Raw genomic sequence first — 21,699 nt, 5'->3', positions numbered from 1 at the left:
TGTGCGTGAAATCCCTTTGCGTACGGCGGTGTTGACGTACCCCGCAGGCCGTGACTGACTGTGCGTACACCATGCACATCAGGTGAACCGACGGCACCATATTTGTGGAGGTGTGCCCTGCCGCCACTCCTCCGCTACCCGTCCGTGGACGAGTTGGCCGCCCAGGCCGCCGCGCTCGTCGCCCGCCGCCCCCAGGACGCCCGGCTGCGCCGCGTCGGCACCTCTCGTGCCGGTACGCCCCTGTGGCTGCTCTCCGTGGGCCACGGCAGCCGCCAGGCCCTCGTGGTCGCCGGACCGCACGCCAACGAGCCCGTGGGCGGCGCGACGGTGCTGCGGCTGGCCGAACGGGTCCTCGTCGACCCCCGGTTGAGCGAGGGCGCCGACGCCACCTGGAACCTGCTCCTGTGCCTCGACCCCGACGGCTCGCGCCGCAACGAGGGCTGGCTGCCCGGCCCGTACAGCCTCGGCCGGTACTTCCGGAACTTCTTCCGCCCCGGCTTCCTGGAACAGCCCGAGTGGCTGCCGGACGGCGCGGCCGGGGCCCGACTCCCGGAGACCCGCGCCCTGTTGGAGGTCCAGGACGAACTGAGGCCGTTCCTCCAGTGCTCCCTGCACGGCGTCGACGTGGGCGGCGGCTTCGTGGAACTGACCCGCGACCTCCCCGGCCTCGCCCGCCGCGTCGCCCACACCGCGACCCGCCTCGGCATCCCGCGCGAACTCGGCCCCTACGACACCCTGTACTGGCCGAGCCTCGGCCCCGCCGTCTACCGCATCCCGCCCCCGCGCCCGGGCGACCTCGTCGCGGCCATCACCGAGGCCGCCGTCGAGTCCACCTGGTACCACCCGCACCGGCACGGCACGATCACGGCGGTCGTGGAGGCCCCGATGTGGGGCGTGGCCGGCGTGGAGAACGGCGCACCGCCCGCCGACGCGGACGCGTTCCTCCGCACGGTGAGCCACACCCTGCGCCACGACTCCCGCATCCTGGAACAACTCCTCGCGCGGATACGGCCGTTCGTGCAAGGCGCGACCGAGGCGGGGACGGGCGTCGGGCTGATGGACGCCTGGCCGCGGCCCGCGGCCGCATCGGTGGTACCGCCCGCGCGGGACACCGCCGACACCCGCCCCCGCACCCTCGTCGTGCCCGACGCGGCGCGGCTGCTCGCCCCGGTCGACGACTATTTACTGGTCTGTCCCGGGCTCGCCGACGCGTGGGATCCCGATGTCGACGCCGGCGCCGCCCGCCCTCTTCCGCTGCTCAACACCGCCCACCTGGCCGCCCTGCGCATCGCGGGGCGGCGGTTGGCGCTGCGCACGGCGGGGCTGCTGTACCAGCTCGTGATCGCCTCCGGGCGTGATCAGGCCGATGTGCTCCCGGAGTTGGACCGGCTGATCGACGAGTGGTGCGCCGACTACCGCGACGGCTGCGGGGCCCGCTGGATCTCGGTCGCGCGCCAGGTCGAGTACCAGTCGCGCGTGGTGCTCAGCGCGTTCGAACTGGCCCGCCGGCACGCGCCCGTGCGCTCCCGTTCGGGTGAGCCGGGCTGGGGTACGGAGACCGTGGTGCCGATGCACCGGGAATGACCTACACCTTCAGAACGACTGTGCTCCGGAGTGCCCTGCTTCCGGCGGCACTTGTGTTCCTCGCCGCCGGACAGGCTCCCGCCCAGGCCGCCGCTCCCCACCACGGCATCCAGGGCGACTGGCTCTACCTCACCGTCACCCGGGGCGACAGCCGGTCCAGTGACACGCGCGGGACGCTGCTTCTGTGCGACCCGCCCCAGGGGCACGCCCACGCGGCCGAGGCCTGTGCCGAACTGGGAGCGGCGGGCGGCGACATCGACGCCGTCCCGGCCAAGGGCGTCATGTGCCCGATGATCTACGCCCCGGTGACCGCCCACGCGCGCGGGGAGTGGAAGGGCCGTCCGGTCGACTACAGGAGGACGTTCTCCAACGGGTGCGCCATGGCGGCGCACACGGGAGAGGTCTTCGCGCTGGACACCTGAGGCGCGGCCGGCGTCAGGCCGAGCGTTGGGCACGCGCGCGGGAGACGTCTCCGCATCCGTCCGCCGACTCGCGCGCGTACAGCGCGGCCGCCACGACCGTGCGGGCCTGATGCTCGACCTGGTGCTCCAGGGGCACCCAGCGGGCCCGGAAGCGTTCCGTGAAGGCGTCGCTCCAGGACGCCACGAGGTGTTCGAGCAGGGGCGCCGCACGGTCGTCGGTCTCCCGCAGGACCCGCAGCAGCATCGCCGCGGCCCGCAACGGCAACCGGCGCCCGAACGCGTCCACGCTGCCGACGTACGCCATCGTCGTGTCGGCCGGCGGTGTGTGCATCCAGTCGGCGGCCAGGCCGGGCACCAGCTCCAGCGCCCACTTCGCGGCCCGCAGCAGCGGTGTGTCGACGCCCTGGAGGCGCGGCAGCGCGTCGGCGAGCACCCACTCCACCTCGCGCGTGTCCCGCAGCAGCCGGCGCGCGAGCCGCCGTATCGCCGCCGCCGGGGCGGGATGCGGGGCCGGGTCGTCCACCAGGTCGCTGGCCCACATCGGCACCTCCACGACCGCCGTCAGGCCGCCGTAGCGGTGCGCGTGGTACCAGGTGCTGTGCCGGGCGTCGTCCGGCATGCTCGGGTACGCCGCGTCCGCGCCGGGCGCCGGCATCACATGCACCCCGGGGCCCGAGGCGGGCCAGCCCGCCGCGTCCGAGGCGCCCGTCTCCACTGGGATGCGCAGCTCCGCCGCCGACTTGGCGAAGGGCTCGGCCAGCCCCGGTATGTCCTTCGTCAACTGCACCCAGCTGCCGCCCAGATCGGTCCCGTGCAGCGTGACCTGGAGGTAGGGCCGCAGCTCGTCGATCACCCGGGTCAACGCACGCGTCTCGGGCGGCAGTTGATCGGGCGGCAGTACGGACGGCGCCCACTCCGGCTGCTCGGGCCCGGCCGGCCGGTAGAAGCCCAGGTGGTAGTCGAGCAGACTGCGCGGCGCCGGCGTGACATGCAGACTCGCCCCGTCCGGATCCGCGCAGAGCAGGAAGTGCCAGGAGGTGTCCGACCTCAACTCCCTTTCCCGTACGACCCGTTCGGCCAGGGCGAGGAGAGTGGAGCCGCCCGTCGGCTCGTTGGCGTGGGCGCCCGCGACCACCAGTACGGCGCGGTGGGCGTGCCCCACGGACAGCAGATGGAGTGGTCTGCCCGCGCGGGAGACACCCACCTGCCTCAGGGTGCACAGTGCAGGCCGATGCGCGGCCAACGCCCTTGCGGACGAGACCAGTTCGGTCACACTGGGGTATCGCAACTCCGGCAGGAGACTCACCCCCGACTAGTCAGCCCCGGCTTCGCAACGGCAGTACCCCACGGCCTCTGTGAACTGTCAAGAAGACCATGGGGGAGGCTACCGGGGGCGCCCAGGCGCTTTTACCGGCAGCCGGTAGGGGCGTTGGTGCCAGCAGGGGGCAAGGGTTTTCCAGGGGGTTTCGCGGGGCCGGACGGTCACGGCAGGTGACGTCCCCTGCGGGCACACGCGCGTACCCCCGCACCGGGGACACCGACACCGCGCCACGTCACCGCACGCCCGCCGGCCGGACCGCACCCCGGGTCCGTACGCGGGTGCGAGCCGGTGTCCGGGACAGTCGTACGGCGTGCGGCCGGGCCGCGTACGCCGTACGACCACGGGATGCCTGCTTCACCCGTACGGCCGTACGAGGGCTGCGTCCCGCGCGGTGCGGTGGTGGGCTGGGGGCAGCCGCGTGTGCGCATGGCGCGGACGACCGGCCGCGCGCCCCACGGCGCGGGGCGGAGCGACGACCACGGGAGCGGACGGCGGTGCTGTGTCTCACGGACGTGCTCGTCACGCGGACCGCGGGCACCCCGGCCCGCCCACCGGGCCCGCCGAGCCTGCGGACGGCCGAACGGGACCCGTATCCGCTCTACCGCACCCTCCGCACACACCACCCGCTCGTGTACGACGAGCCCTTCGGCGCCTGGCTCGTCAGCCGCTACGACGACGTCCGCGCCGCGCTCGCCGACCCCCGGCTCGTCCCCGTGCCCGGCGAGGGGACGTCGGAGGCCGATCAACGCCTCGAAGGGGCGCTGCGCGGGCCCGCGTCGGCCGCCCTGACCGCCGCCGTCGAACGCGGCGCCCATGTCCTCGCCCGCCGGCTGGCCGCCCGTGAACAGGCCGATCTGGTGGCCGAGTTCTGCGACTGGCTGCCCACCGCCACGGCCGTGGCCGCGCTCGGACTGCCGTACGAGGAGACCGCGCGCGTGCACCGCTGGTGTCGCACGGGACTCGGCCCCTCCGGGGGCGGGCGTGCCGAACTGGGCGTCTTCCTGCGGCCGTTGACGGCCCGCCGTCGTGCGCATCCAGGCGGTGACCTGCTGTCCGTCCTGTGCGCCGAGCGGTCCGACGAGACCGTCACGGGGCTGGTGGGCACGCTGCTCGGCGCGGCGGGGGAGACCACCGCGCGGGCGCTCGCTTCGTTCCTCGCCAACCTCCTCGACCACCCGGGTCAGTTGGCGGTCCTCCGTGACCGTCCCGACCTCACGGCCGGTGCCTGGGCGGAGTCGCTGCGCCGCGATCCGCCGCTGCATGTCGTGCTGCGCCGGGCCGTCGAGCCCGTCGGCGCGATCCCGGCCGGGGCCACCGTCGCCTGTCTTCTCGGCGCCGCCGGCCGCGACCCGGAGCGCTTCACCGACCCCGACCGCTACGACGCCTTCCGCCCCGACCCGGCCCCGCTCGCCCACGGCACCGGGCGCCACACCTCCTCCGACGCCCTGCTCGCCCGTCTCACGGCCGAACACGGTCTCCGAGCCCTGCTGGCCGCCCTGCCGGGTCTTCGCCGCGCAGAGGGCGCCCGGGCGGCGCCCGAGGACCTGGTACGGCGCTCGCCCAAGATCCTCAGGGTCCACACCCGCTAGGCGCTCTCGTCCACCCGCTCCAACAGTGCCACCGGCGCTTCCCCGAAAACGTCCGCCACGCGTGCGTGCCCCGTGAACTCCCGCTCCGGAGCCAGCACATCGGCCCATCGCCCCGGCGGCAGCGCCAGCACCGTGTCGCGCCAGCCGCCCGCCTCCGCGAGCCGCGCCGACAGCCGGGTCACCGCCGTGACCGCACTCCCGGAGCGCGCGAACGCCACACAGTGCGCCGCCGCCGGACCCTCCGCCGTCAGCGGGGCGTACGTCGCCGCGTCCCCGAAGACCTCGGGGCGACGGGCCCGCAGCCGGAGCGCGGCGGCCGTGAGCGCGCCCTTGTCGCCGGGTTGCGGCGGCGGGAAGGGCACCGGGCGGCGGTTGTCCGGGTCGACCAGGGCCCGGTACTCGGTCTCCGTGCCCTGATAGAGGTCCGGTACGCCGGGCATCGTCAGCTGGACCAGGGCGGCACCCAGCATGTTGGCCCGGATGTGCGGCTCCAGCGCCGTCCGCAACGCGGCCACGCGCTCACCCGGCGCCCCGCACGGACCCGCCGCGACGAACGCCGCCACCGCCTCCTCGTACGGCGGCTCCTGCTCCGTCCAGCTCGTGTACAGGCCCGCCTCGCGCACATGCTTCAACAGGGCCTCCTGGACGCGCTCGGCGTCCGCCGGGCCGAGCCCGAACACCGTCTGCCAGGCCGCCCACGCCAGTTGCGCGTCCGGCACGCCCTCCCCGGTGCGGGTCACCTCGGCCAGCACGTCCGCCCACCGCTCCGGCACTTCGGTGAGCACGGCCAGCGCGGCCCGTACGTCGGCACTGCGCTTGGTGTCGTGGGTCGACAACACCGTGCCCATGGCGGGCCAGTCGCGCTGCACGCGCGCGCAGTACGCGTGGAAGTCCTCCGGGGACACGGCGGGATCGCCCGGGTTCCCGCCCACCTCGGTCGCCGACAGCAGCGGCACATAGCGGTAGAAGGCCGTGTCCTCAACGGACTTGGCCCGCAGCGCGGACGCGGTCTGCGCGAACCGCGTACGGAACTCGACCTGTTCGGGCCCGTCCCCGTACCGCCCCAGCAGCAGCTCCCGTACGACGTCGACGGCGCCCGCCTCCTCCGGGACGACGAACGCCTGCCGGGCCTCGGCCGCCGCCTCCTCGGTGACGACGGCAGCGGTGTCGCCCGAGGTGTACGGCCGGTACACCTCCAGGCGGACCAGCAACTCCAGCAGCGCGGTGCGCAGCGCCCAGGGAGCCCGGTCGCGCAACGCGGGCTCCGGGGACGTGGCGCACAGCCGGACCGCGACCCGGGTCAACCGGTCCATCTCGGCGACGAGTTCGTGCGTGAGCACCTTGTACGCCGCCCGCCGTACCGTCGCCTCCCACTGGCCGCCCCGGTCGGTCTGGGGGGCCGCGAACCTCCGGTACTGGCCCAGGAGTTCACCGACCCCCGCCGGGTCCGTGAACAGCCCGTCGACCTGCCTCAGGGCGTCGTAGCCGGTGGTGCCCGCGACGGGCCAGGACGCCGGCAGGGGCTCCCCGTCCGCGAGGATCTTCTCGACGACCGTCCAGCGGCCCCCGGTGGCCTCGTGCAGCCGCGCCAGGTAGTCGTCGGGGTCGGCGAGGCCGTCGGGGTGGTCGACGCGCAGGCCGTCGACGACGCCCTCGTGCAGCAGGTGCAGCATCTTCGCGTGCGTGGCGTCGAAGACCTCCGGGTCCTCGACACGCACCCCGATCAGCTCCGAAATGCTGAAGAACCGCCGGTAGTTGAGCTCGGTGCGGGCCAGCCGCCACCACACGGGGCGGTACCACTGCGCGTCCAGGAGTCGCGGCAACGGCAGCTCCGCGGTGCCCTCACGCAGCGGGAAGACGTGGTCGTAGTAGCGCAGCACGTCACCGTCGACCTCCAGGTGCTCCAGCTCCGCGCCGACCGGACCGCCCAGCACCGGGAGCAGCAATTGCCCGCCCTGGGCCTCCCAGTCGATGTCGAACCAGCGCGCGTACGGCGACTTGGGGCCCTCTCGGAGGACCTCCCACAGGGCGTGGTTGTGGCGCGGGGCCATCGCCATGTGGTTGGGCACGATGTCGACCACCAGGCCGAGACCGTGCTCCCGCGCGGTGCGCGAGAGGGCCCGCAGGCCGTCCTCGCCGCCGAGTTCGTCCCGTACGCGCGCGTGGTCCACGACGTCGTAGCCGTGCGTCGAGCCCGGGACGGACTCCAGGACGGGGGACAGGTGCAGGTGCGAGACGCCGAGCGACGCCAGGTACGGCACGGCCGCAGCTGCCGCCGTGAACGGGAACTCGGGCTGCAGCTGCAGCCGGTAGGTGGCCGTGGGCACTGCCGGGTCGGGTCGCTCAGGTGTCATGCAGACCTACGTACCCGCCCGGCCGTCTTTCGTGTCATCCACTCCGGCATCCGGTCCGCCGATCGGCCGACCGGGGTGCCCGCCCCTCTTTCTAGGTCGGCCGTTGCAGCACCGTCATGCTGCGGTCCACCAAGGTCAGCCGGTCACCGGCCTTCACCTTCGCGCCCGTGCCCGCCGGCACTCCCTCAGGGCGGCCCGTGTCCACGATCACCTCCCACTGGCGGCCGTGATTGACCGGCACGACGAATTCCAGCGTCTCCGGGGAGGCGTTGAACATCATCAGGAAGGAGTCGTCGGCGATCCGCTCCCCGCGCGGACCGGGCTCCGAGATGGCGTTGCCGTTCAGGAACACCGACAGCGCGGACGCCTGCGCCGAGTCCCAGTCCCGCTGGGTCATCTCCTTGCCCTCCGGGGTGAACCAGGCGATGTCCGACAGCTCGTCGTGGGTGCCCTCCACGGGCCGCCCGTGGAAGAACCGCCGGCGCCTGAACACCGGATGCTCCTTGCGCAGCCACACCAACGCGCGCGTGAAGGCCGGCAGGCCGGCCGACTCGGCGTCGTCCTCGGGCCACTTGACCCAGGCCAGCTCGCTGTCCTGGCAGTACGCGTTGTTGTTGCCCTTCTGGGTGCGCGCGAACTCATCCCCGTGGCTGATCATCGGCACGCCCTGGGACAGCATCAGCGTGGCGACGAAGTTGCGCATCTGCCGCGCGCGCAGCTCCAGGACGGCCGGGTCGTCGGTCTCGCCCTCGGCCCCGCAGTTCCAGGACCGGTTGTGGCTCTCGCCGTCCCGGTTGTCCTCGCCGTTGGCCTGGTTGCGTTTGTCGTTGTACGACACCAGGTCGTTCAGCGTGAACCCGTCGTGGCAGGTCACGAAGTTGATGGACGCCAAAGGACGACGGCCGTCGTCCTGGTAGAGGTCGGACGAGCCGGTCAGCCGGGACGCGAACTCCGCGAGCGCGCGTCCCTCGCCCCGCCACATGTCCCGTACGGTGTCGCGGTACTTGCCGTTCCACTCGGTCCACAGGGGCGGGAAGTTGCCCACCTGGTAGCCGCCCTCGCCGACGTCCCAGGGCTCCGCGATCAGCTTCACCTGCGAGACCACCGGGTCCTGCTGGACGAGGTCGAAGAACGACGACAGCCGGTCCACTTCGTGGAACTGCCGGGCCAGGGTGGCCGCGAGGTCGAAGCGGAAGCCGTCGACATGCATCTCGGTGACCCAGTAGCGCAGCGAGTCCATGATCAGCTGGAGCACGTGCGGGGACCGCATGAGCAGCGAATTGCCCGTCCCCGTGGTGTCCATGTAGTAGCGGGGGTCCTCCGTCAGCCGGTAGTACGAGGGGTTGTCGAGGCCCTTGAAGGACAGCGTCGGCCCCAGGTGGTTGCCCTCGGCGGTGTGGTTGTAGACGACGTCCAGGATGACCTCGATACCGGCCTCGTGCAGCGCCCGTACCGCCGACTTGAACTCCAGGACCTGCTGGCCGCGGTCGCCCCAGGAGGCGTACGCGTTGTGCGGGGCGAAGAAACCGATCGTGTTGTAGCCCCAGTAGTTGTTCAGCCCCATGTCGACCAGCCGGTGGTCGTTCACGAACTGGTGCACCGGCATCAGCTCCAGGGCGGTCACCCCCAGCTCCACCAGGTGCTCGATGACCGCCGGATGCGCGAGCGCCGCGTAGGTGCCGCGCAACTCCTCCGGCAGTCCCGGGTGTTGCATCGTGAGGCCCTTGACGTGGGCCTCGTAGAGCACGGTTTCGTGGTAGCCGCGCCGGGGCAGCCGGTCGTCGCCCCAGTCGAAGTACGGGTTGACCACGACGGACGTCATGGTGTGCGGCGCCGAGTCCAGGTCGTTGCGCTTGTCGGGCGCGTCGAAGTGGTAGCCGTACACCTCCTCGCCCCAGGCGATCGATCCGCTGACCGCCTTCGCATACGGGTCGAGCAGCAGCTTCGCGGAATTGCACCGCTGGCCGCGCTCGGGGGCGTACGGGCCGTGCACACGGAAGCCGTACCGCTGCCCGGGCATGATGCCGGGCACGTACGCGTGCCGCACGAACGCGTCGCTCTCCCGCAGTTCCACCGCCGTCTCCGAGCCGTCGTCGTGCAGCAGACACAGCTCTACTCGGTCCGCGGCCTCCGTGAAGACCGCGAAGTTGGTGCCGGCGCCGTCGTACGTGGCACCGAGTGGATACGCCTCTCCAGGCCAGACCTGCATGGTCACGACTCTTTCAGCCGGGCCCCGCCACCGGGGCGCCTTGGCCATGAGTCTCCCCGAAAGTGAGGGAACCACCTATGACTTACGTCCCTCTTACCAAATGACCAGTGGATACGACGTATGCCGTATCCCGAACCAAGTGGGACACACACCACTCCCAGCGGTCCGGGGAAGGACCCAGGGGGAGTAGGGGGAAAAGTGCGAAGGACAGTGCACCGCCACCTGGGCAAAGTGGTGGCGGGTACGGCCATAGCGGTGGCCGGGACCGCCGTGATGGTCGCCGTCACCCTGCCGGGTACGGCGGGGGCCGACGAGTCGGGCGGCACCGGAAAGATCGCCGGATCCGCTCAGCAACAGGCGGCGGACGGACAGGGCGCGGCACCCGGAGTGGTGCAACAGGCCCCCGCCGAAGGCGAGAAGGGCACGGGCCGTGACCCGCTCACCGACGACGAGACCAAGCGCGTCGAGCGGATCGCCGTGAACCAGCAGTTCCTCAACTCCAGTGAGAACGTGGACGGCAAGCGCGGCCCGCAGCGCCTCGACGTGGAACTCGCCGACCCCGAGACCGGCGAGCTGGACAACCCGAACGCACCCCGCCGCGCGGACGTGACGTTCTACGACTACAAGGACGACACGGTCGTCACCAAGACCGTCAACCTCGACACCGGCAAGGTCGAACAGACCGGCACCCAGCACGGGGTGCAGCCGCCGGCGAGCCACGCCGAGAACGTCGAGGCGGCCGAGCTGCTGCTCGCCAGCCCGCTCGGCGCGGGCCTGAAGGCCGACTACAAGGACGCCACCGGCAACGAACTCACCTCGCCCGACCAGCTGTTGCTGATGGCCATGGTCTACAAGGCCACTCCTGGACGGCAGTCCGGCGACCTCGACCAGTGCGGCGACCACCGCTGCGTACGGCTGTTCCCGAAGGTGAAGAACGGGCCGTGGATCGACGCCCGTGACTTCGTCGTCGACCTGAGCGCCCGCAAGGTCGGCAAGCTCACCGGCTGAACAGACCGCGCCCACCGCACAGTTCTTCGTCCACTGTCCCAACTTGCTTCTCCTGTAAGGGAGTCACTTCTTCATGCGCGTCAACAGAATCAGCCGTGCCCGCAGGCGGGGGGCCGTCGGGCTCGCGCTCGCCACCCTGGCCGCCGGTGCCACGGCCGGCGCGGGACCGGCCGTGGCCCAGCCGAAGGCCGCCCCGGCGGCCGCCGCACCCGGCTGCAGCGCCGCCTACACCATCGAGCAGAAGCTCTCCACCGGCACCACCTGGCGGATGTGCTGGCACTACGAGCGCGAGGCCGGCCTCGTCCTGGAGAACATCTCCTACCAGCCGCCCGGCCAGGCCACCCCCATCAAGGTGCTCGCCGACGCCAAGCTCGCCCAGATCCACGTCCCGTACGACGACGGCAAGAACGAATACAGCGACCTCACCCAGTACGGCTTCGGCACCGGCCTGATGAACATGCAGCCCGGCGAATGCCCCGGCGGCACCATCAAGACCGTCAAGGTCCCCGATGCCATCGACCCGGCCCACCCGAACGTCAAGGGCCTCTGTACGACGACCCGTTCACGCGGCCACGCCTTCCGCATGCAGGGCGACAGCGCCAACAAGGTCTTCCAGACCCAGGGCAAGGACTTCCTCGTCTACACGGTCAACCAGGTCGGCTGGTACGAGTACATCACCGAGTGGCGTTTCCAGGACGACGGCACCATCAACATGAACGTCGGTGCCACCGGCAGCCTTTCGCCCTATGACTACGACGCGGGCGACGGCCGCGGCTGGCCGCTCGGCAAGGGCGCCACCGCGTACGCGACGAGCCACCAGCACGACGTCTTCTGGAAGTTGGACTTCGCGCTCGACGGCTCCTCCAAGGGCCGCGTCGAGCAGTACGACTCCGCGGTCACCACGCACGGGGCCAACACCCCCACGAACAAGACCACGTTGACCAAGGTCACCAAGGAACTCGCGGGCGACGCCAAGAACATGCGCTGGTGGCGCGTCGTCAGCGCGACCGGTAAGAACAAGGACAACCACGCCCGGTCCTACGAGATAGTCCCCGGCCCCACCACCAAGTACCCGGGCCGCAGCTTCACCCAGCACGACGTGTACTTCACCGAGTACAACAAGTGCGAGCAGTTCGCCAGCGACAACCTGCCCAACTGCGGTGCCGGGCACCCGAAGCAGGTCGACAAGTGGGTCAACGGACAGACCCTCACCCACCCCGTGGTCTGGGTGAACGTCGGCTTCCACCACATCGCCCGCGACGAGGACCAGCAGCCGATGCCGGTCCACTGGCAGGGATTCTCCATCGCCCCGCGCGACGTCACCGCCATGAATCCGCTCACTCCGCCCGCGCTCGCCAACCAGAACGGCAATGTGAACGGCGGAAGTTGAGAAATGACCCTGTCCATCCGGCTGCACCGCCGACCGGTCCCGGAGTACCCTTCCTTGATCGTTGAGACTGGGGAGAGCTCGGGGGAGCGGAAGGCGGTGCACGGGTGGGCTCGGGAGGGCTGGAGTTGCCCCCTGGTGACGAGGGTCACGAGGGGAACTCCGCAGAAGTCCCGCCCGGCGCGGTGTCCCTGGCACGTCCGATGGACGCGGCTGGTTCCATCGGTCCGGAGCTGGACTGGGACGCCGACGCCTGGCGCGAGGTGCGTACGCGCGCCCAACGAGCCGGCCGCGCCTACATCTGGCTGAACCTCGTCGAACAGCGGCTGCGCGCCGTCGTGGCCGCCGTCCTGCGTCCGATCTACGAACCCGTCCACGGCGACGAATGGGTGGTCGCCGCGGCCGGGCCGGCCGGCCAGGAGTGGGTGCAGCGCGCGGTCGCCGTCCGCGAAGTCAGCCGCCGCAAGGGCTACTTGCTCGACCCGGCCGATGACAACGTCCTCAGCTTCCTGACCCTGCCGCAGCTGCGCGAGCTGATGGTGCAGCACTGGCCGTGCTTCGAGCCGTACTTCGACGAGCGCCGCGACGTCGAACTCGCCCTGGACGAGCTGGAGGTGACCCGCAACGTCGTCTCCCGCAACCGCGCCCTGTCCGAGGCCGTCCTCAACCAGGCCGAGCGGGCCTCCGCGAAACTCCTGGAGACCCTCGGCGCCGGCAGCGACGTGCCCTCGGCGCGCCGACTGCCCGTCGACGCGGTCGAGGAACTCATCGGCGACCGCTTCGCGGACGTGGTCGCCGTGCACCCCGACCGGGTGCGCCTGATGCGGCAGTTCCCGGCCGAGGACATCTTCGGCGGGGCCCGCCGCGTCGACGCCATCGGCATCGGCCTCAACCTCCTCGTGCAGAACTTCTCCGGCCGCCGCCTGGTCCGCCTCGCCGAGTCGGGTTGCCGGGTACGGCTGCTGTTCCTCAACCCCGCCTCCAGCGCGGTGAAGCGGCGCGAGCGCGAACTCGGCATCAAGCGGGGCGAGTTGAGCCGCGCCGTCGAGATGAACATCCTGCACATGCGGCGGGTGCGGTCCCGGCTGCGCGACCCCGCGGCCTTCGAGATCCAGGTCTTCGACGAGACCCCCCGCTTCACGGCGTACCTCGTCGACGGCGACGGCTCGGACGGCATAGCCGTCGTGCAGTCCTATCTGCGCCGCAGCCGCGGCATGGAGGCGCCGGTGCTGGTGCTGCGGAACGGCAGCCGGTTGGTGAAGTCGGACGAAATGGATGACAGCGCACTTTTCCCCACATATCGCGACGAGTTCGAGCAGATGTGGGCGGACTCGCGACCGGTGTCCTGACTCGTCCTACGGCCGCTACCGGGGTCCGCCCCGGCGGTAAGCGGAACGCGGTCGTCGGATTGTCAGTGGCTCATGCGATCGTGGAGACCACTGGGGGAAAGCACCACCGAGAAGGGGGGCCGTCATGGCCTGGCACCAGGAGCTGCTCATCGGCTTCGACCTGGAGACGACGGGGACCGAGCCGCGCGAGGCGCGCATCGTCACGGGCGCGGTCATCGAGGTCAAGGGCGGACGGCCGATAGGCCGCAAGGAGTGGCTGGCCGATCCGGGCGTGGAGATCCCGGCGGACGCCGTCGCGGTCCACGGCATCACGAACGAACGGGCCACCACCGAGGGCCGCCCCGCCGACCAGGTCGCCGAGTCGATCGCGGACGTCCTCGTCACGTACTGGAAGACGGGCGTCCCGGTCGTCGCCTACAACGCCGCCTTCGACCTCACCCTGCTCTCCGCCGAGCTGCACCGGCACGGACTCCCGTCCCTGCGCGACCGGTTGGGCGGCACCGACCCCGCCCCGGTCATCGACCCGTACACGATCGACCGCTCCGTGGACCGCTACCGCCGCGGCAAGCGCAACCTCGAAGCGGTCTGCCAGGAGTACGGCGTGGTCCTCGACGCCGCCCACGACGCCTCCGCCGACGCCCTCGCCGCCGCCCGCCTGGCCGGCGCGATAGCCGACCGCCACCCCAAGGTCGCCGCCCTCGGCCCCGCCGAACTCCACCGCCGCCAGATCGAGTGGTACGCGGAATGGGCCGCCGACTTCCAGAGCTTCCTGCGCCGCAAGGGCGACCAGGACGCGGTGGTGGACGGCACGTGGCCACTCCGTGAGTTGACGGACGAGACGGTCTGACCCCGGCGACTCCGGAAGCGCCCCAAGGGGCAGCGCCCCAAAGGGGCGCGGGGCTGTATCGATGTGCGGCTCCGCCGCGTGGACGCGACCAGCCACAACGAACTGGTAGTCGCCCAATACCAGTCAGCCCCTGTTCATCAGGCGCTCAGAACGGAAACCACCGCACCGTCTCATCCCCGTCCCGCAAAGACGCCACCCGCCGCCGAAACTCCACCAGCGCCTCAGGGTTGCTCGGCGCATGCTGAGCAACCCACGCACAGCTGGCCGTCTCCCGGGCACCCCGCAGCACCCCACACCCGTCCCACTCCCGCACATCCCACCCGTACGCCTCGACGAACGCGTCATAGGCCCGGGCCGGAAAGGCATACCGGTCGCGGGAAAGAGCCATCACCACAAGATCATGCTCACGCAGATCCGAGGAGAAGGTCTCCAGATCGACCAGCACCGGCCCGTCCGGCCCGACATGCACATTGCGAGGCAGCGCATCGCCGTGGATAGGGCCGGGCGGCAGGTGCGGGGTGAGCGCGGCCGCCGCAGCCGCGAACCCGTCCCGCCGCTCCCGCAGATACGCCGCGTCAGCCGGATCGATCGCGTCACCCGCAAGCCGCAACCACCGCTCCACCCCGCCCAGCAACTCGCGGGGCGGAAGCCCGAACGAAGGGGAGGGAAGGGCATGGACGAGGCGTAGCAGTTCGGCCAAATCCCGGGACTCGGCAGGACGTACGGATTCGGCCAGCCGGTGCCACACCGTCACCGGGTGCCCCTCGACCAGCCGCGCTTCCGACTCCGCGGCCCGCACCGCGGGCACCCCCGCGTCGGCCAGCCACAGCGCGACATCCAGCTCGCGCCGAGCCCGGTCGAGGAGTTCCGCGTCACGGCCCACCTTGACGACCAGGTCACCCGCGGCGAACACCGCGTTCTCGCCGAGGGCGAGGAGCCGTGCGTCCCGCGCCGCGCCGGGCAGTACGTCCGCCGCGGCCAGTACGTCCCGGGCCCGTGCCTCGTCCATCGTCGTCCGCCTCCGTGTGGTCCCTGTGCGTGTGCGGACGGCGTCGGGTTCCCGCCATCCGACGGCCAGTGTCGCATTCGCACAGGTGGGACGGCATGCGAGGTGCCTTGACGCGGTACGACGTGTTCACGACCATGACGGGGCCCGACCGGGCCGCGCAAAGGGGCTGATTCCATGACATTGGTGACGGAGGCGAGGAGGCCGTCGAGCCGCGCGCCGAGCCGGGACCGCCGGCGACGAGCTCCCGACCACGCGGCCTGGTTCCTGGTCCTACCCGCGCTCATCCCGATCCTCGTGCTCAGCGTCGGCCCCCTCCTCTACGGAATCCTGCTGGCCTTCACCGACTCACAGTCGGGCCGCACGGCGCCCACCCAGTGGATCGGCGGTCTCAACTTCCGGGACCTGCTGCACGACACGCTGTTCTGGGAGTCGTTCCGGATCGGCCTGGTGTGGGCGGTCGGCGTGACCGTCCCGCAGTTCCTGCTCGCCCTCGGCCTGGCCCTGCTCCTCAACCAGGATCTACGGATGCGCTGGCTCGCCCGGGCGCTGGCGATCGTCCCGTGGGCGATGCCCGAGGTCGTCGTCGGCATCATGTGGCGGATCGTCTACAACCCGGACGCGGGCATCCTCAACGAGACCCTGCACGACCTCGGCCTCGGCAACGGCCGGGACTGGCTCAGCAGCCTGACGACCGCGCTGCCCGCCGTGATCGTCGTCGGCGTCTGGGCCGGCATGCCCCAGACGACGGTCGCCCTGCTCGCCGGCCTGCAGAACACCCCGCGCGAACTCCACGAGGCGGCTGCGGTCGACGGCGCCGGAGCCTGGCGCCGCTTCCGCACGGTCACCTGGCCCGCCCTCAGACCGGTCGCGCTGGCGATCACGGCCCTCAACCTGATCTGGAACTTCAACTCGTTCGCCCTGGTCTACGTCCTGACCAACGGCGGACCCGGCGGCCGCACCCGGCTGCCCATGCTCTTCGCCTACGAAGAGGCGTTCCGCTACGGCCAGTTCGGCTACGCGGCGGCGATGGGATGCGTGATGGTCGCGGTGATCTCGGTGCTCCTCGCCGTCTTCCTCGTAGGCCGTCTGAGGGGAGGGGACGACTCATGAGGACCGGCAACACATCAGGGATGAGGACAAGCACCGGCGCCCGCGCAGGCCAGTACGTCGCCCTGCTCGCGTACCTCGTCTTCCTCGCCTTCCCCCTCCTCTGGCTGATCTCCACCGCGTTCAAGTCCCCACGAGAGCTGGGCAGTCTGCATCCCACCTGGATCCCGAGGCACCCCACCCTCGCCAACTTCCGCCAGGCCTTCGACGAACAGCCCCTGCTGCACGCCGCGTTGAACTCCCTGATCGCGGCGCTCGGGGCCGCGCTGATCGCCGTGGTGATCGCGACACCGATGGCATGGGTGATGGCCCGGCGCCGCACGCTGCTCGCGCGGGCCGCGACCGGGTGGGTGGTGGTCAGCCAGGCGTTCCCGTTCGTGCTGGTGATCATCCCGCTGTTCCTGGTGCTGAAGAACCTGCGGCTGATCGACTCCCTGGCCGGGCTGGTGCTGGTCTACGTGGTGTGGTCACTGCCGTTCGCGCTGTGGATGCTCGTCGGCTATGTCCGGGCGGTACCACCGGAGTTGGAGGAAGCGGCGGCGGTCGACGGAGCCGGGAGGCTCCGCACGCTGGTCTCGGTCACGGCGCCCCTCCTCGCGCCCGGGATCGTGGCGACGGCGCTCTTCGCGTTCGTCACCGCGTGGAACGAGTTCTTCTTCGCCCTGGTCCTGCTCAAGACCCCGGAGAAACAGACCCTCCCGGTGGTCCTCACCCACTTCATCGGCGCGGAGGGCGTAGCCGACCTGGGCCCACTGGCCGCAGCCGCGTTCCTCGCGACCCTGCCCTCCCTCGTCGTCTTCGCGCTGATCCAACGGCGCATCACCGGAGGCATGTTGACCGGGGCGGTGAAGAGCTGATGCGACCGCGCTGGATCCTCGCCCTGATCCTGACCCTGCTCCTCGCCGGCTGCACGAGCGGCGGCGGGAACGGCTCCGCGAACGGCCGGATCACCCTCCGTTTCCAATCCCTGGCCTGGCAGGACGAGTCCGTCACCGCCAACAAGGAACTGGTCAAGGAGTGGAACGCGACCCACCCGGACGTCAAGGTCGAGTACGTCCAGGGCAGTTGGGACAGCGTCCACGACCAACTCCTCACCTCCTTCGAGGGCGGCGAGGCACCCGACATCATCCACGACGCCTCCGACGACCTCGCGGACTTCGCCTACGGCGGCTACCTCGCCGACCTCCGCGACCTGCTGCCCTCCAGCCTCAAGTCGGAAATCCCGCAACGCAGTTGGGACACGACGACGTTCGGGGACGGCGTCTACGGCGTGCCGTTCCTCCAGGAACCGCGGGTACTCATCGCCAACGCCACCTGGCTGAAGAAGGCGCACGTACGCATCCCGACCCCCGAACACCCGTGGACCTGGCCCGAGTTCAGGGACATCACCCGGCGGCTGAGCGGCAACGGCAAGTACGGCGTGGCCTGGCCGCTCAAGGAGCCGGTGTCCGCGACGCTCAACCTGTCGCTGTCGGCGGGCGGCGAGCTGTTCCACCGGGGCGCTGACGGCAAGGTGACCGTCCGCTTCGGCAAGGCCGACGAGGTCGTCCCCCGGACGATCCACGACCAGGCGAACGTGGACCACAGCGCCTCACCCACGACCCTCGGCAGCGGCGGTTCGGACACGCTCCCCGGCTTCTTCGGCGGCAAATACGCGATGATCCCGCTCGGCTTCTCCTACCGCCAACAGATCGTCCAACAGGCCCCCAAGGGCTTCGACTGGCAGGTCCTGCCCGCCCCCGCCGGAGCCAACGGCCTCACCCAGGGCGTCAGCCCACAGACCCTCTCCATCGCCGAGGACAGCCCCCACAAAAAGGAAGCCGCCGAGTTCATCGCCTTCCTCCTCCAGCCCAAGAACATGGTCCGCCTGGCCCTGGGCGACTGGATGCTCCCGACCGGCACGCAGGCTCTCAAGTCCCCGGCCCTGCACACCACGAAGGACGACTGGGCGACGGGTACGGCACTGGCTCCCGACCTGGTCTCGGCCCCCGCACAGTCGGTACGCGGCTACCCCGAGTGGAAGGACAAGGTGGCAACCCCGGCCTTCCAGGAGTACTACAGCGGAGCAATCACCCTCGCCGAACTACGCCAACGCCTGGAGCGGGACGGCAACTTGGTACTGGCGAGATACCAACGCTGAGAGGCGCCCTTCAGAGGAGCGTCCCAAAGGGGCGCGGGGCTGTATCGATGTGCGGCTCCGCCGCGCGGGCGCGACCAGCCCCCACAGGCGGGCGCGCACTCGCCAACCAACCGCACCCCCTCCCCGGATGGCGCCCACACCACAAAAATCCCGTTGCCCCACCCCACCCAAACCCCCTAGCGTCCCCCACATGTCAGCCGCGAACGCGATCACGAACTCCGGTCTCAACCGGAGCTGCACGCATGCGATCCGCATCCGCCGCAGCCCCGGTGCCTTGACCGGCCCGGGCGCACACGCACACGCCCGCTGACACCCCCGCCAACTCGCCACGCGCGACCCGCGGTTCCTCCTGTCACTTCCGGTCAGGGCCTTCGTCTGCCCGTACGCCCGTCACGGAAGACAAGGACCGCAGGCCATGGCCCGCCCCACCCCCGTTTCCCGCACGCTCTCGCAGAACTTCCTGGCCGACCAAGCCACCGCCGAATACGTGGCCCGCCTGGCCGTCCCGCACGGACACCCCGTACCGCTCCTCCTCGAAGTAGGCGCGGGAAAAGGCGCGTTGACCGCGAAACTCGCCCCCCACTGCCACGAACTGCACGCCCACGAGATCGACCCCCGCCTCGTACCGAAACTCCGCACCCGCTTCTCCACGACACCCCAAGTACGCGTCGTCGCCGGTGACTTCATGGACACCCGGCCCCCACGCACCCCCTTCGCCGTCGCCGGAAACGTCCCCTTCTCCCGCACCGCCGACATCGTCGACTGGTGCCTGCGCGCCCCCACCCTCACCGACGCCACCCTCCTCACCCAGCTCGAATACGCCCGCAAACGCACCGGGGACTACGGGAGTTGGACCCTGCTGACGATCCGCAGCTGGCCCCGCTACGCGTGGCGGCTGGTCGGTCGCGTCGACCGGCGCCGGTTCAGTCCCGTGCCGCGCGTCGACGCCGGGATCGTACGGATCGAACGGCGTCGGACCCCGCTGCTCGAACCGGCCGAGCTGTGCGACTGGCGGCATCTGGTCGAGCTGGGCTTCTCGGGGGTCGGCGGCTCCCTGCACGCCTCGCTGCGCCGGGCCCACCCGAGGCGCCGCGTGGACACCGCGTTCCGTGCGGCGCGCCTCGATCCCCGCGTCCTGGTGGGCGAGGTGTCCCCGGACCACTGGCTACGGCTGCACCGGGAGCTGACGTCGTAGAAAACAGGAGTGCGGGGTTGCTCAGGCGTCCGGTGTCAGGGCGTCGATCGTCCCGACCTCCTCGGCGGTCAGGTGGATCGTCCCGGAGGCGATGTTCTCCTGGAGGTGGATGGGGCTGGTGGTGCCCGGGATCGGCAGGGTCGCCGGTGAGTGGTGCAGGTGCCAGGCCAGGGCGGTCTGCTGGACCGTGGTGTTGTGGCGGTGCGCCGTCATGGCGGCGATGTCGACGACGGCGCGGGCGGCCTCGAACTGTTCGACGGCGACGTTGGACAGGCCGATGCCGGGCGGCCCGGAGTCGGGGGAGGCCCGGAGAGTCAGGAGTGGTGGGCGTCCGCCGGGCCGTCCGGGGCCGCGTCGGCGGGCTCGGGGTGGGAGAGGGCGGCGAGGAGCCGTAGTTTCTCGTCGCTGTCGCTGTTCTTGTCCGGGTAGTAGACGACGAGGATGACGTCGTCGACGGGGAGTTTGTCGCGGTGGAGGCGTAGGTCACCGACGACGGGGTGGTGGACCGTGGTCGTGCCGCCGTCGAGACCGCGGACGTCATGGCGGGCCCACAGGGTGCGGAACCGCTGGCTGGACAGGGCGAGTTCGCCGACGAGCTCGACGAACCGGGGGTTGTCGGTGTCGTCCCCGATGGTGGTGCGCAGGGCGGCGATGAAATCGGCGGTGGCCCTCGTCCAGTCCTGCTGGAAGGCCTGTTCCTCGGGATCGAGGAGGAGGGAACGCAGCCGGTTCTGGCCGGGCCGCAGCCGCGGGGAGAGCGCGACGGCCATGGAGTTGGAGGCCAGGACGTCGAACGCGCGCCCCTCGACGAACGCGGGGATCTGGAGGTGGGCGAGCAGCTCGTGCACCCGCGCCGGTACGTGCTCCGGCCGCATACGACGCGGTGTCCTGGGCCGGGTCGCCGCGAGGCCGAGCAGATACGTCCGCTCGATGTCGTCGAGCCGCAGGACGCGCGCGAGGGAGGCGAGCACCTGGGGCGAGGGGTTCTTGTCGCGTCCCCGTTCCAGGCGCAGGTAGTAGTCGGGGCTGATGCCGGCGAGCAGGGCGACTTCCTCGCGGCGCAGGCCGGGCACGCGGCGGTTGCCGCCGGGCGGCAGTCCCGCCTGCGCCGGGGAGACCAGCTCGCGCCGGGCACGGAGGTAGCTGCCGAGCCGGTTGCCGGATTCCTCGTCCTTCATACCGACACCGTAATGCGGTGCGCGTGGCTCAGAGAGGGCCCTGTCAGGACCAGGGAAGACGGGGGTCCTGTCACGCCCGGCGCATACCGCCAAGACTGCGGTGACACCGTTCTGGAAGAGGCAGAGAACATCGCTGTCCGCGTCGGGCTCGAACGCCGTCGGCGCTCTCAACTGAAGGGAAGATCCCGTGGATCTCTCCAACCGCACCGTTCTCGTCGTCGGCGGCACCTCGGGCATCGGACGGGAGCTGGCCCGCCGGTTCACCGCGGCGGGCAGCACCGTGGCCGTCGGCGGCCGTAGCCCCGAGGCGCTCTCGGAACTCGCCGGGGAAGGGTTCGGCACGTTCGCCGTCGACGTCACGGACGGCGCCTCCGTCGCGGCCGCTCGTGATGCCGTGCTCGCCCGTTACCCCGAACTGGACACCGTGGTGACCATGTCGGGGGTCATGCTCCTGGAGGACCTGCGCGACCCCGCGCACTTCGAGGCGGCGGAGACGACGATCGACACCAACCTGCTCGGCACCATCCGCGTCGTCGACGCCTTCACCCCCCACCTGGTCCGGCGGGGCGCCGGCACCTTCATCACCGTCACCTCCGGAATCGCCTTCCTGCCGTTCCCGCCCATGCCCGGTTACGCCGCCTCGAAGGCCGGGGTGCACGCCTACTCGGAGGCACTGCGCGCGCAGCTCGACGGCACCGGTGTCGACGTCGTCGAGCTCGTCCCCCCGGCCGTCGCCGTGGCGGGCCAGAAAAAGGTGAACCCGAACGCGCTGCCCCTCGACGACTTCGCCACCGAGGTCATGCAGCTGCTCTCCGAGAACCCCACCCCGCGCGAAGTCCTCGTGAAGGGCGTCCTCATGCACCGCTGGGCCGAGCGCGACGGCACCTACGACGACCTCGTCGCGCGGCGCTCGCAGGCCCTGTCCATGCTGCCCGGCCGCGCAGGCTGACATCCTGCACGTGCCGAAGGTCCGCCGAGTCGAGCGACTCGGCGGACCTCT

18 protein-coding genes are annotated in these 21,699 nt (G+C 71.2%); 12 read left to right on the top strand and 6 right to left on the bottom strand.

Annotation, left to right across the window (positions count from 1 at the left end):
* The first annotated feature begins 102 nt into the window (after nucleotides 1-102).
* Nucleotides 103-1,584 (top strand): M14 family zinc carboxypeptidase, encoded by a 1,482-nt coding sequence (locus tag ACIBK4_RS21815; protein ID WP_398996552.1) that lies wholly within the window; start codon nucleotides 103-105, stop codon nucleotides 1,582-1,584.
* Nucleotides 1,581-2,006, top strand: coding sequence for an SSI family serine proteinase inhibitor (locus ACIBK4_RS21810; RefSeq protein WP_398996550.1), 426 nt, complete (start codon nucleotides 1,581-1,583; stop codon nucleotides 2,004-2,006). Before ACIBK4_RS21815 ends, ACIBK4_RS21810 begins: the two co-directional genes overlap by 4 nt.
* A 13-nt stretch (nucleotides 2,007-2,019) precedes the next feature.
* Here ACIBK4_RS21810 and ACIBK4_RS21805 read toward each other — a convergent pair whose 3' ends face one another.
* Nucleotides 2,020-3,312: a M14 family zinc carboxypeptidase gene (locus ACIBK4_RS21805; protein WP_398996548.1), complete on the bottom strand. Its 1,293-nt coding sequence runs from the start codon at nucleotides 3,310-3,312 to the stop codon at nucleotides 2,020-2,022.
* A 509-nt stretch (nucleotides 3,313-3,821) separates the two neighbouring features.
* Between ACIBK4_RS21805 and ACIBK4_RS21800 the strand changes: the two genes are divergently transcribed.
* Entirely contained in the window at nucleotides 3,822-4,916 is a 1,095-nt protein-coding gene (locus ACIBK4_RS21800) for a cytochrome P450 (RefSeq protein WP_398996546.1), read from the top strand.
* Here the strand turns inward: ACIBK4_RS21800 and treY are convergent.
* On the bottom strand, nucleotides 4,913-7,270 hold the full coding sequence (treY, locus tag ACIBK4_RS21795) for a malto-oligosyltrehalose synthase (RefSeq protein ID WP_398996544.1): 2,358 nt from the start codon (nucleotides 7,268-7,270) through the stop codon (nucleotides 4,913-4,915). The genes ACIBK4_RS21800 and treY overlap by 4 nt on opposite strands.
* Before the next feature lie 91 nt (nucleotides 7,271-7,361).
* Nucleotides 7,362-9,479 carry a glycogen debranching protein GlgX gene (gene glgX / locus ACIBK4_RS21790; protein ID WP_398996542.1) on the bottom strand — a complete coding sequence of 706 codons (2,118 nt, stop codon included), beginning with the start codon at nucleotides 9,477-9,479 and terminating at the stop codon, nucleotides 7,362-7,364.
* A 198-nt stretch (nucleotides 9,480-9,677) separates the two neighbouring features.
* On the opposite strand from glgX, the gene ACIBK4_RS21785 reads away from it, so the two are divergent.
* The 4 genes from ACIBK4_RS21785 to ACIBK4_RS21770 all read left to right on the top strand — a co-directional run bounded on the left by ACIBK4_RS21785 (nucleotide 9,678) and on the right by ACIBK4_RS21770 (nucleotide 14,070).
* Complete coding sequence (locus tag ACIBK4_RS21785; protein ID WP_398996540.1) at nucleotides 9,678-10,487, top strand: Tat pathway signal sequence domain protein; 810 nt, start codon at nucleotides 9,678-9,680, stop codon at nucleotides 10,485-10,487.
* Between the two features lie 73 nt (nucleotides 10,488-10,560).
* Nucleotides 10,561-11,877, top strand: coding sequence for a copper amine oxidase (locus tag ACIBK4_RS21780; RefSeq protein ID WP_398996538.1), 1,317 nt, complete (start codon nucleotides 10,561-10,563; stop codon nucleotides 11,875-11,877).
* 104 nt (nucleotides 11,878-11,981) lie between these two features.
* Nucleotides 11,982-13,223, top strand: a complete 1,242-nt coding sequence (locus ACIBK4_RS21775; RefSeq protein WP_398996536.1) for an SAV2148 family HEPN domain-containing protein — start codon at nucleotides 11,982-11,984, stop codon at nucleotides 13,221-13,223.
* 124 nt (nucleotides 13,224-13,347) lie between these two features.
* Complete coding sequence (locus ACIBK4_RS21770) at nucleotides 13,348-14,070, top strand: 3'-5' exonuclease (protein WP_398996534.1); 723 nt, start codon at nucleotides 13,348-13,350, stop codon at nucleotides 14,068-14,070.
* 145 nt (nucleotides 14,071-14,215) lie between these two features.
* On the opposite strand, the gene ACIBK4_RS21765 is transcribed toward ACIBK4_RS21770, so the two are convergent.
* Nucleotides 14,216-15,079 carry a phosphotransferase enzyme family protein gene (locus tag ACIBK4_RS21765; protein ID WP_398996532.1) on the bottom strand — a complete coding sequence of 288 codons (864 nt, stop codon included), beginning with the start codon at nucleotides 15,077-15,079 and terminating at the stop codon, nucleotides 14,216-14,218.
* Nucleotides 15,080-15,253: 174 nt separating this feature from the next.
* On the opposite strand from ACIBK4_RS21765, the gene ACIBK4_RS21760 reads away from it, so the two are divergent.
* From ACIBK4_RS21760 to erm, 4 genes are all read left to right on the top strand, one after another.
* Entirely contained in the window at nucleotides 15,254-16,189 is a 936-nt protein-coding gene (locus ACIBK4_RS21760; protein ID WP_398996530.1) for a carbohydrate ABC transporter permease, read from the top strand.
* Nucleotides 16,190-16,209: 20 nt separating this feature from the next.
* The gene (locus tag ACIBK4_RS21755; RefSeq protein WP_398996528.1) at nucleotides 16,210-17,043 is read left to right on the top strand and encodes a carbohydrate ABC transporter permease; all 834 of its coding nucleotides are present in this window, start codon (nucleotides 16,210-16,212) and stop codon (nucleotides 17,041-17,043) included.
* Nucleotides 17,043-18,326, top strand: coding sequence for an ABC transporter substrate-binding protein (locus ACIBK4_RS21750; protein WP_398996526.1), 1,284 nt, complete (start codon nucleotides 17,043-17,045; stop codon nucleotides 18,324-18,326). The genes ACIBK4_RS21755 and ACIBK4_RS21750 overlap by 1 nt, the downstream gene beginning before the upstream one ends.
* Before the next feature lie 415 nt (nucleotides 18,327-18,741).
* Nucleotides 18,742-19,521, top strand: coding sequence for an ErmE/ErmH/ErmO/ErmR family 23S rRNA (adenine(2058)-N(6))-methyltransferase (gene erm / locus ACIBK4_RS21745; RefSeq protein WP_398996524.1), 780 nt, complete (start codon nucleotides 18,742-18,744; stop codon nucleotides 19,519-19,521).
* 21 nt (nucleotides 19,522-19,542) lie between these two features.
* On the opposite strand, the gene ACIBK4_RS21740 is transcribed toward erm, so the two are convergent.
* Together ACIBK4_RS21740 and ACIBK4_RS21735 are read right to left on the bottom strand one after the other, a co-directional pair.
* Nucleotides 19,543-19,800 carry an aldo/keto reductase gene (locus tag ACIBK4_RS21740; RefSeq protein WP_398997287.1) on the bottom strand — a complete coding sequence of 86 codons (258 nt, stop codon included), beginning with the start codon at nucleotides 19,798-19,800 and terminating at the stop codon, nucleotides 19,543-19,545.
* Nucleotides 19,801-19,835: 35 nt separating this feature from the next.
* On the bottom strand, nucleotides 19,836-20,699 hold the full coding sequence (locus ACIBK4_RS21735) for a helix-turn-helix transcriptional regulator (RefSeq protein ID WP_398996522.1): 864 nt from the start codon (nucleotides 20,697-20,699) through the stop codon (nucleotides 19,836-19,838).
* Between the two features lie 187 nt (nucleotides 20,700-20,886).
* On the opposite strand from ACIBK4_RS21735, the gene ACIBK4_RS21730 reads away from it, so the two are divergent.
* Nucleotides 20,887-21,648: an SDR family oxidoreductase gene (locus tag ACIBK4_RS21730; protein ID WP_398996520.1), complete on the top strand. Its 762-nt coding sequence runs from the start codon at nucleotides 20,887-20,889 to the stop codon at nucleotides 21,646-21,648.
* The last annotated feature ends 51 nt before the right edge of the window (nucleotides 21,649-21,699 follow it).

Source organism: Streptomyces sp. NPDC050528 (assembly GCF_044457795.1).
GTDB lineage: Bacteria > Actinomycetota > Actinomycetes > Streptomycetales > Streptomycetaceae > Streptomyces.
The sequence above is the reverse complement of the archived record's forward strand: the minus strand, read 5'-3'. Positions and strand labels throughout refer to the sequence as shown.

Bases quoted from the DNA above. Each gene is read 5' to 3' on its own strand.
- ACIBK4_RS21810 (WP_398996550.1), top strand. From the start codon at position 1,581: ATGACCTACACCTTCAGAACGACTGTGCTCCGGAGTGCCCTGCTTCCG.
- treY (WP_398996544.1), bottom strand. From the start codon at position 7,270: ATGACACCTGAGCGACCCGACCCGGCAGTGCCCACGGCCACCTACCGG.
- glgX (WP_398996542.1), bottom strand. From the start codon at position 9,479: ATGCAGGTCTGGCCTGGAGAGGCGTATCCACTCGGTGCCACGTACGAC.
- ACIBK4_RS21780 (WP_398996538.1), top strand. From the start codon at position 10,561: ATGCGCGTCAACAGAATCAGCCGTGCCCGCAGGCGGGGGGCCGTCGGG.
- ACIBK4_RS21770 (WP_398996534.1), top strand. From the start codon at position 13,348: ATGGCCTGGCACCAGGAGCTGCTCATCGGCTTCGACCTGGAGACGACG.
- ACIBK4_RS21765 (WP_398996532.1), bottom strand. From the start codon at position 15,079: ATGGACGAGGCACGGGCCCGGGACGTACTGGCCGCGGCGGACGTACTG.
- ACIBK4_RS21760 (WP_398996530.1), top strand. From the start codon at position 15,254: ATGACATTGGTGACGGAGGCGAGGAGGCCGTCGAGCCGCGCGCCGAGC.
- ACIBK4_RS21755 (WP_398996528.1), top strand. From the start codon at position 16,210: ATGAGGACAAGCACCGGCGCCCGCGCAGGCCAGTACGTCGCCCTGCTC.
- ACIBK4_RS21750 (WP_398996526.1), top strand. From the start codon at position 17,043: ATGCGACCGCGCTGGATCCTCGCCCTGATCCTGACCCTGCTCCTCGCC.
- erm (WP_398996524.1), top strand. From the start codon at position 18,742: ATGGCCCGCCCCACCCCCGTTTCCCGCACGCTCTCGCAGAACTTCCTG.
- ACIBK4_RS21735 (WP_398996522.1), bottom strand. From the start codon at position 20,699: ATGAAGGACGAGGAATCCGGCAACCGGCTCGGCAGCTACCTCCGTGCC.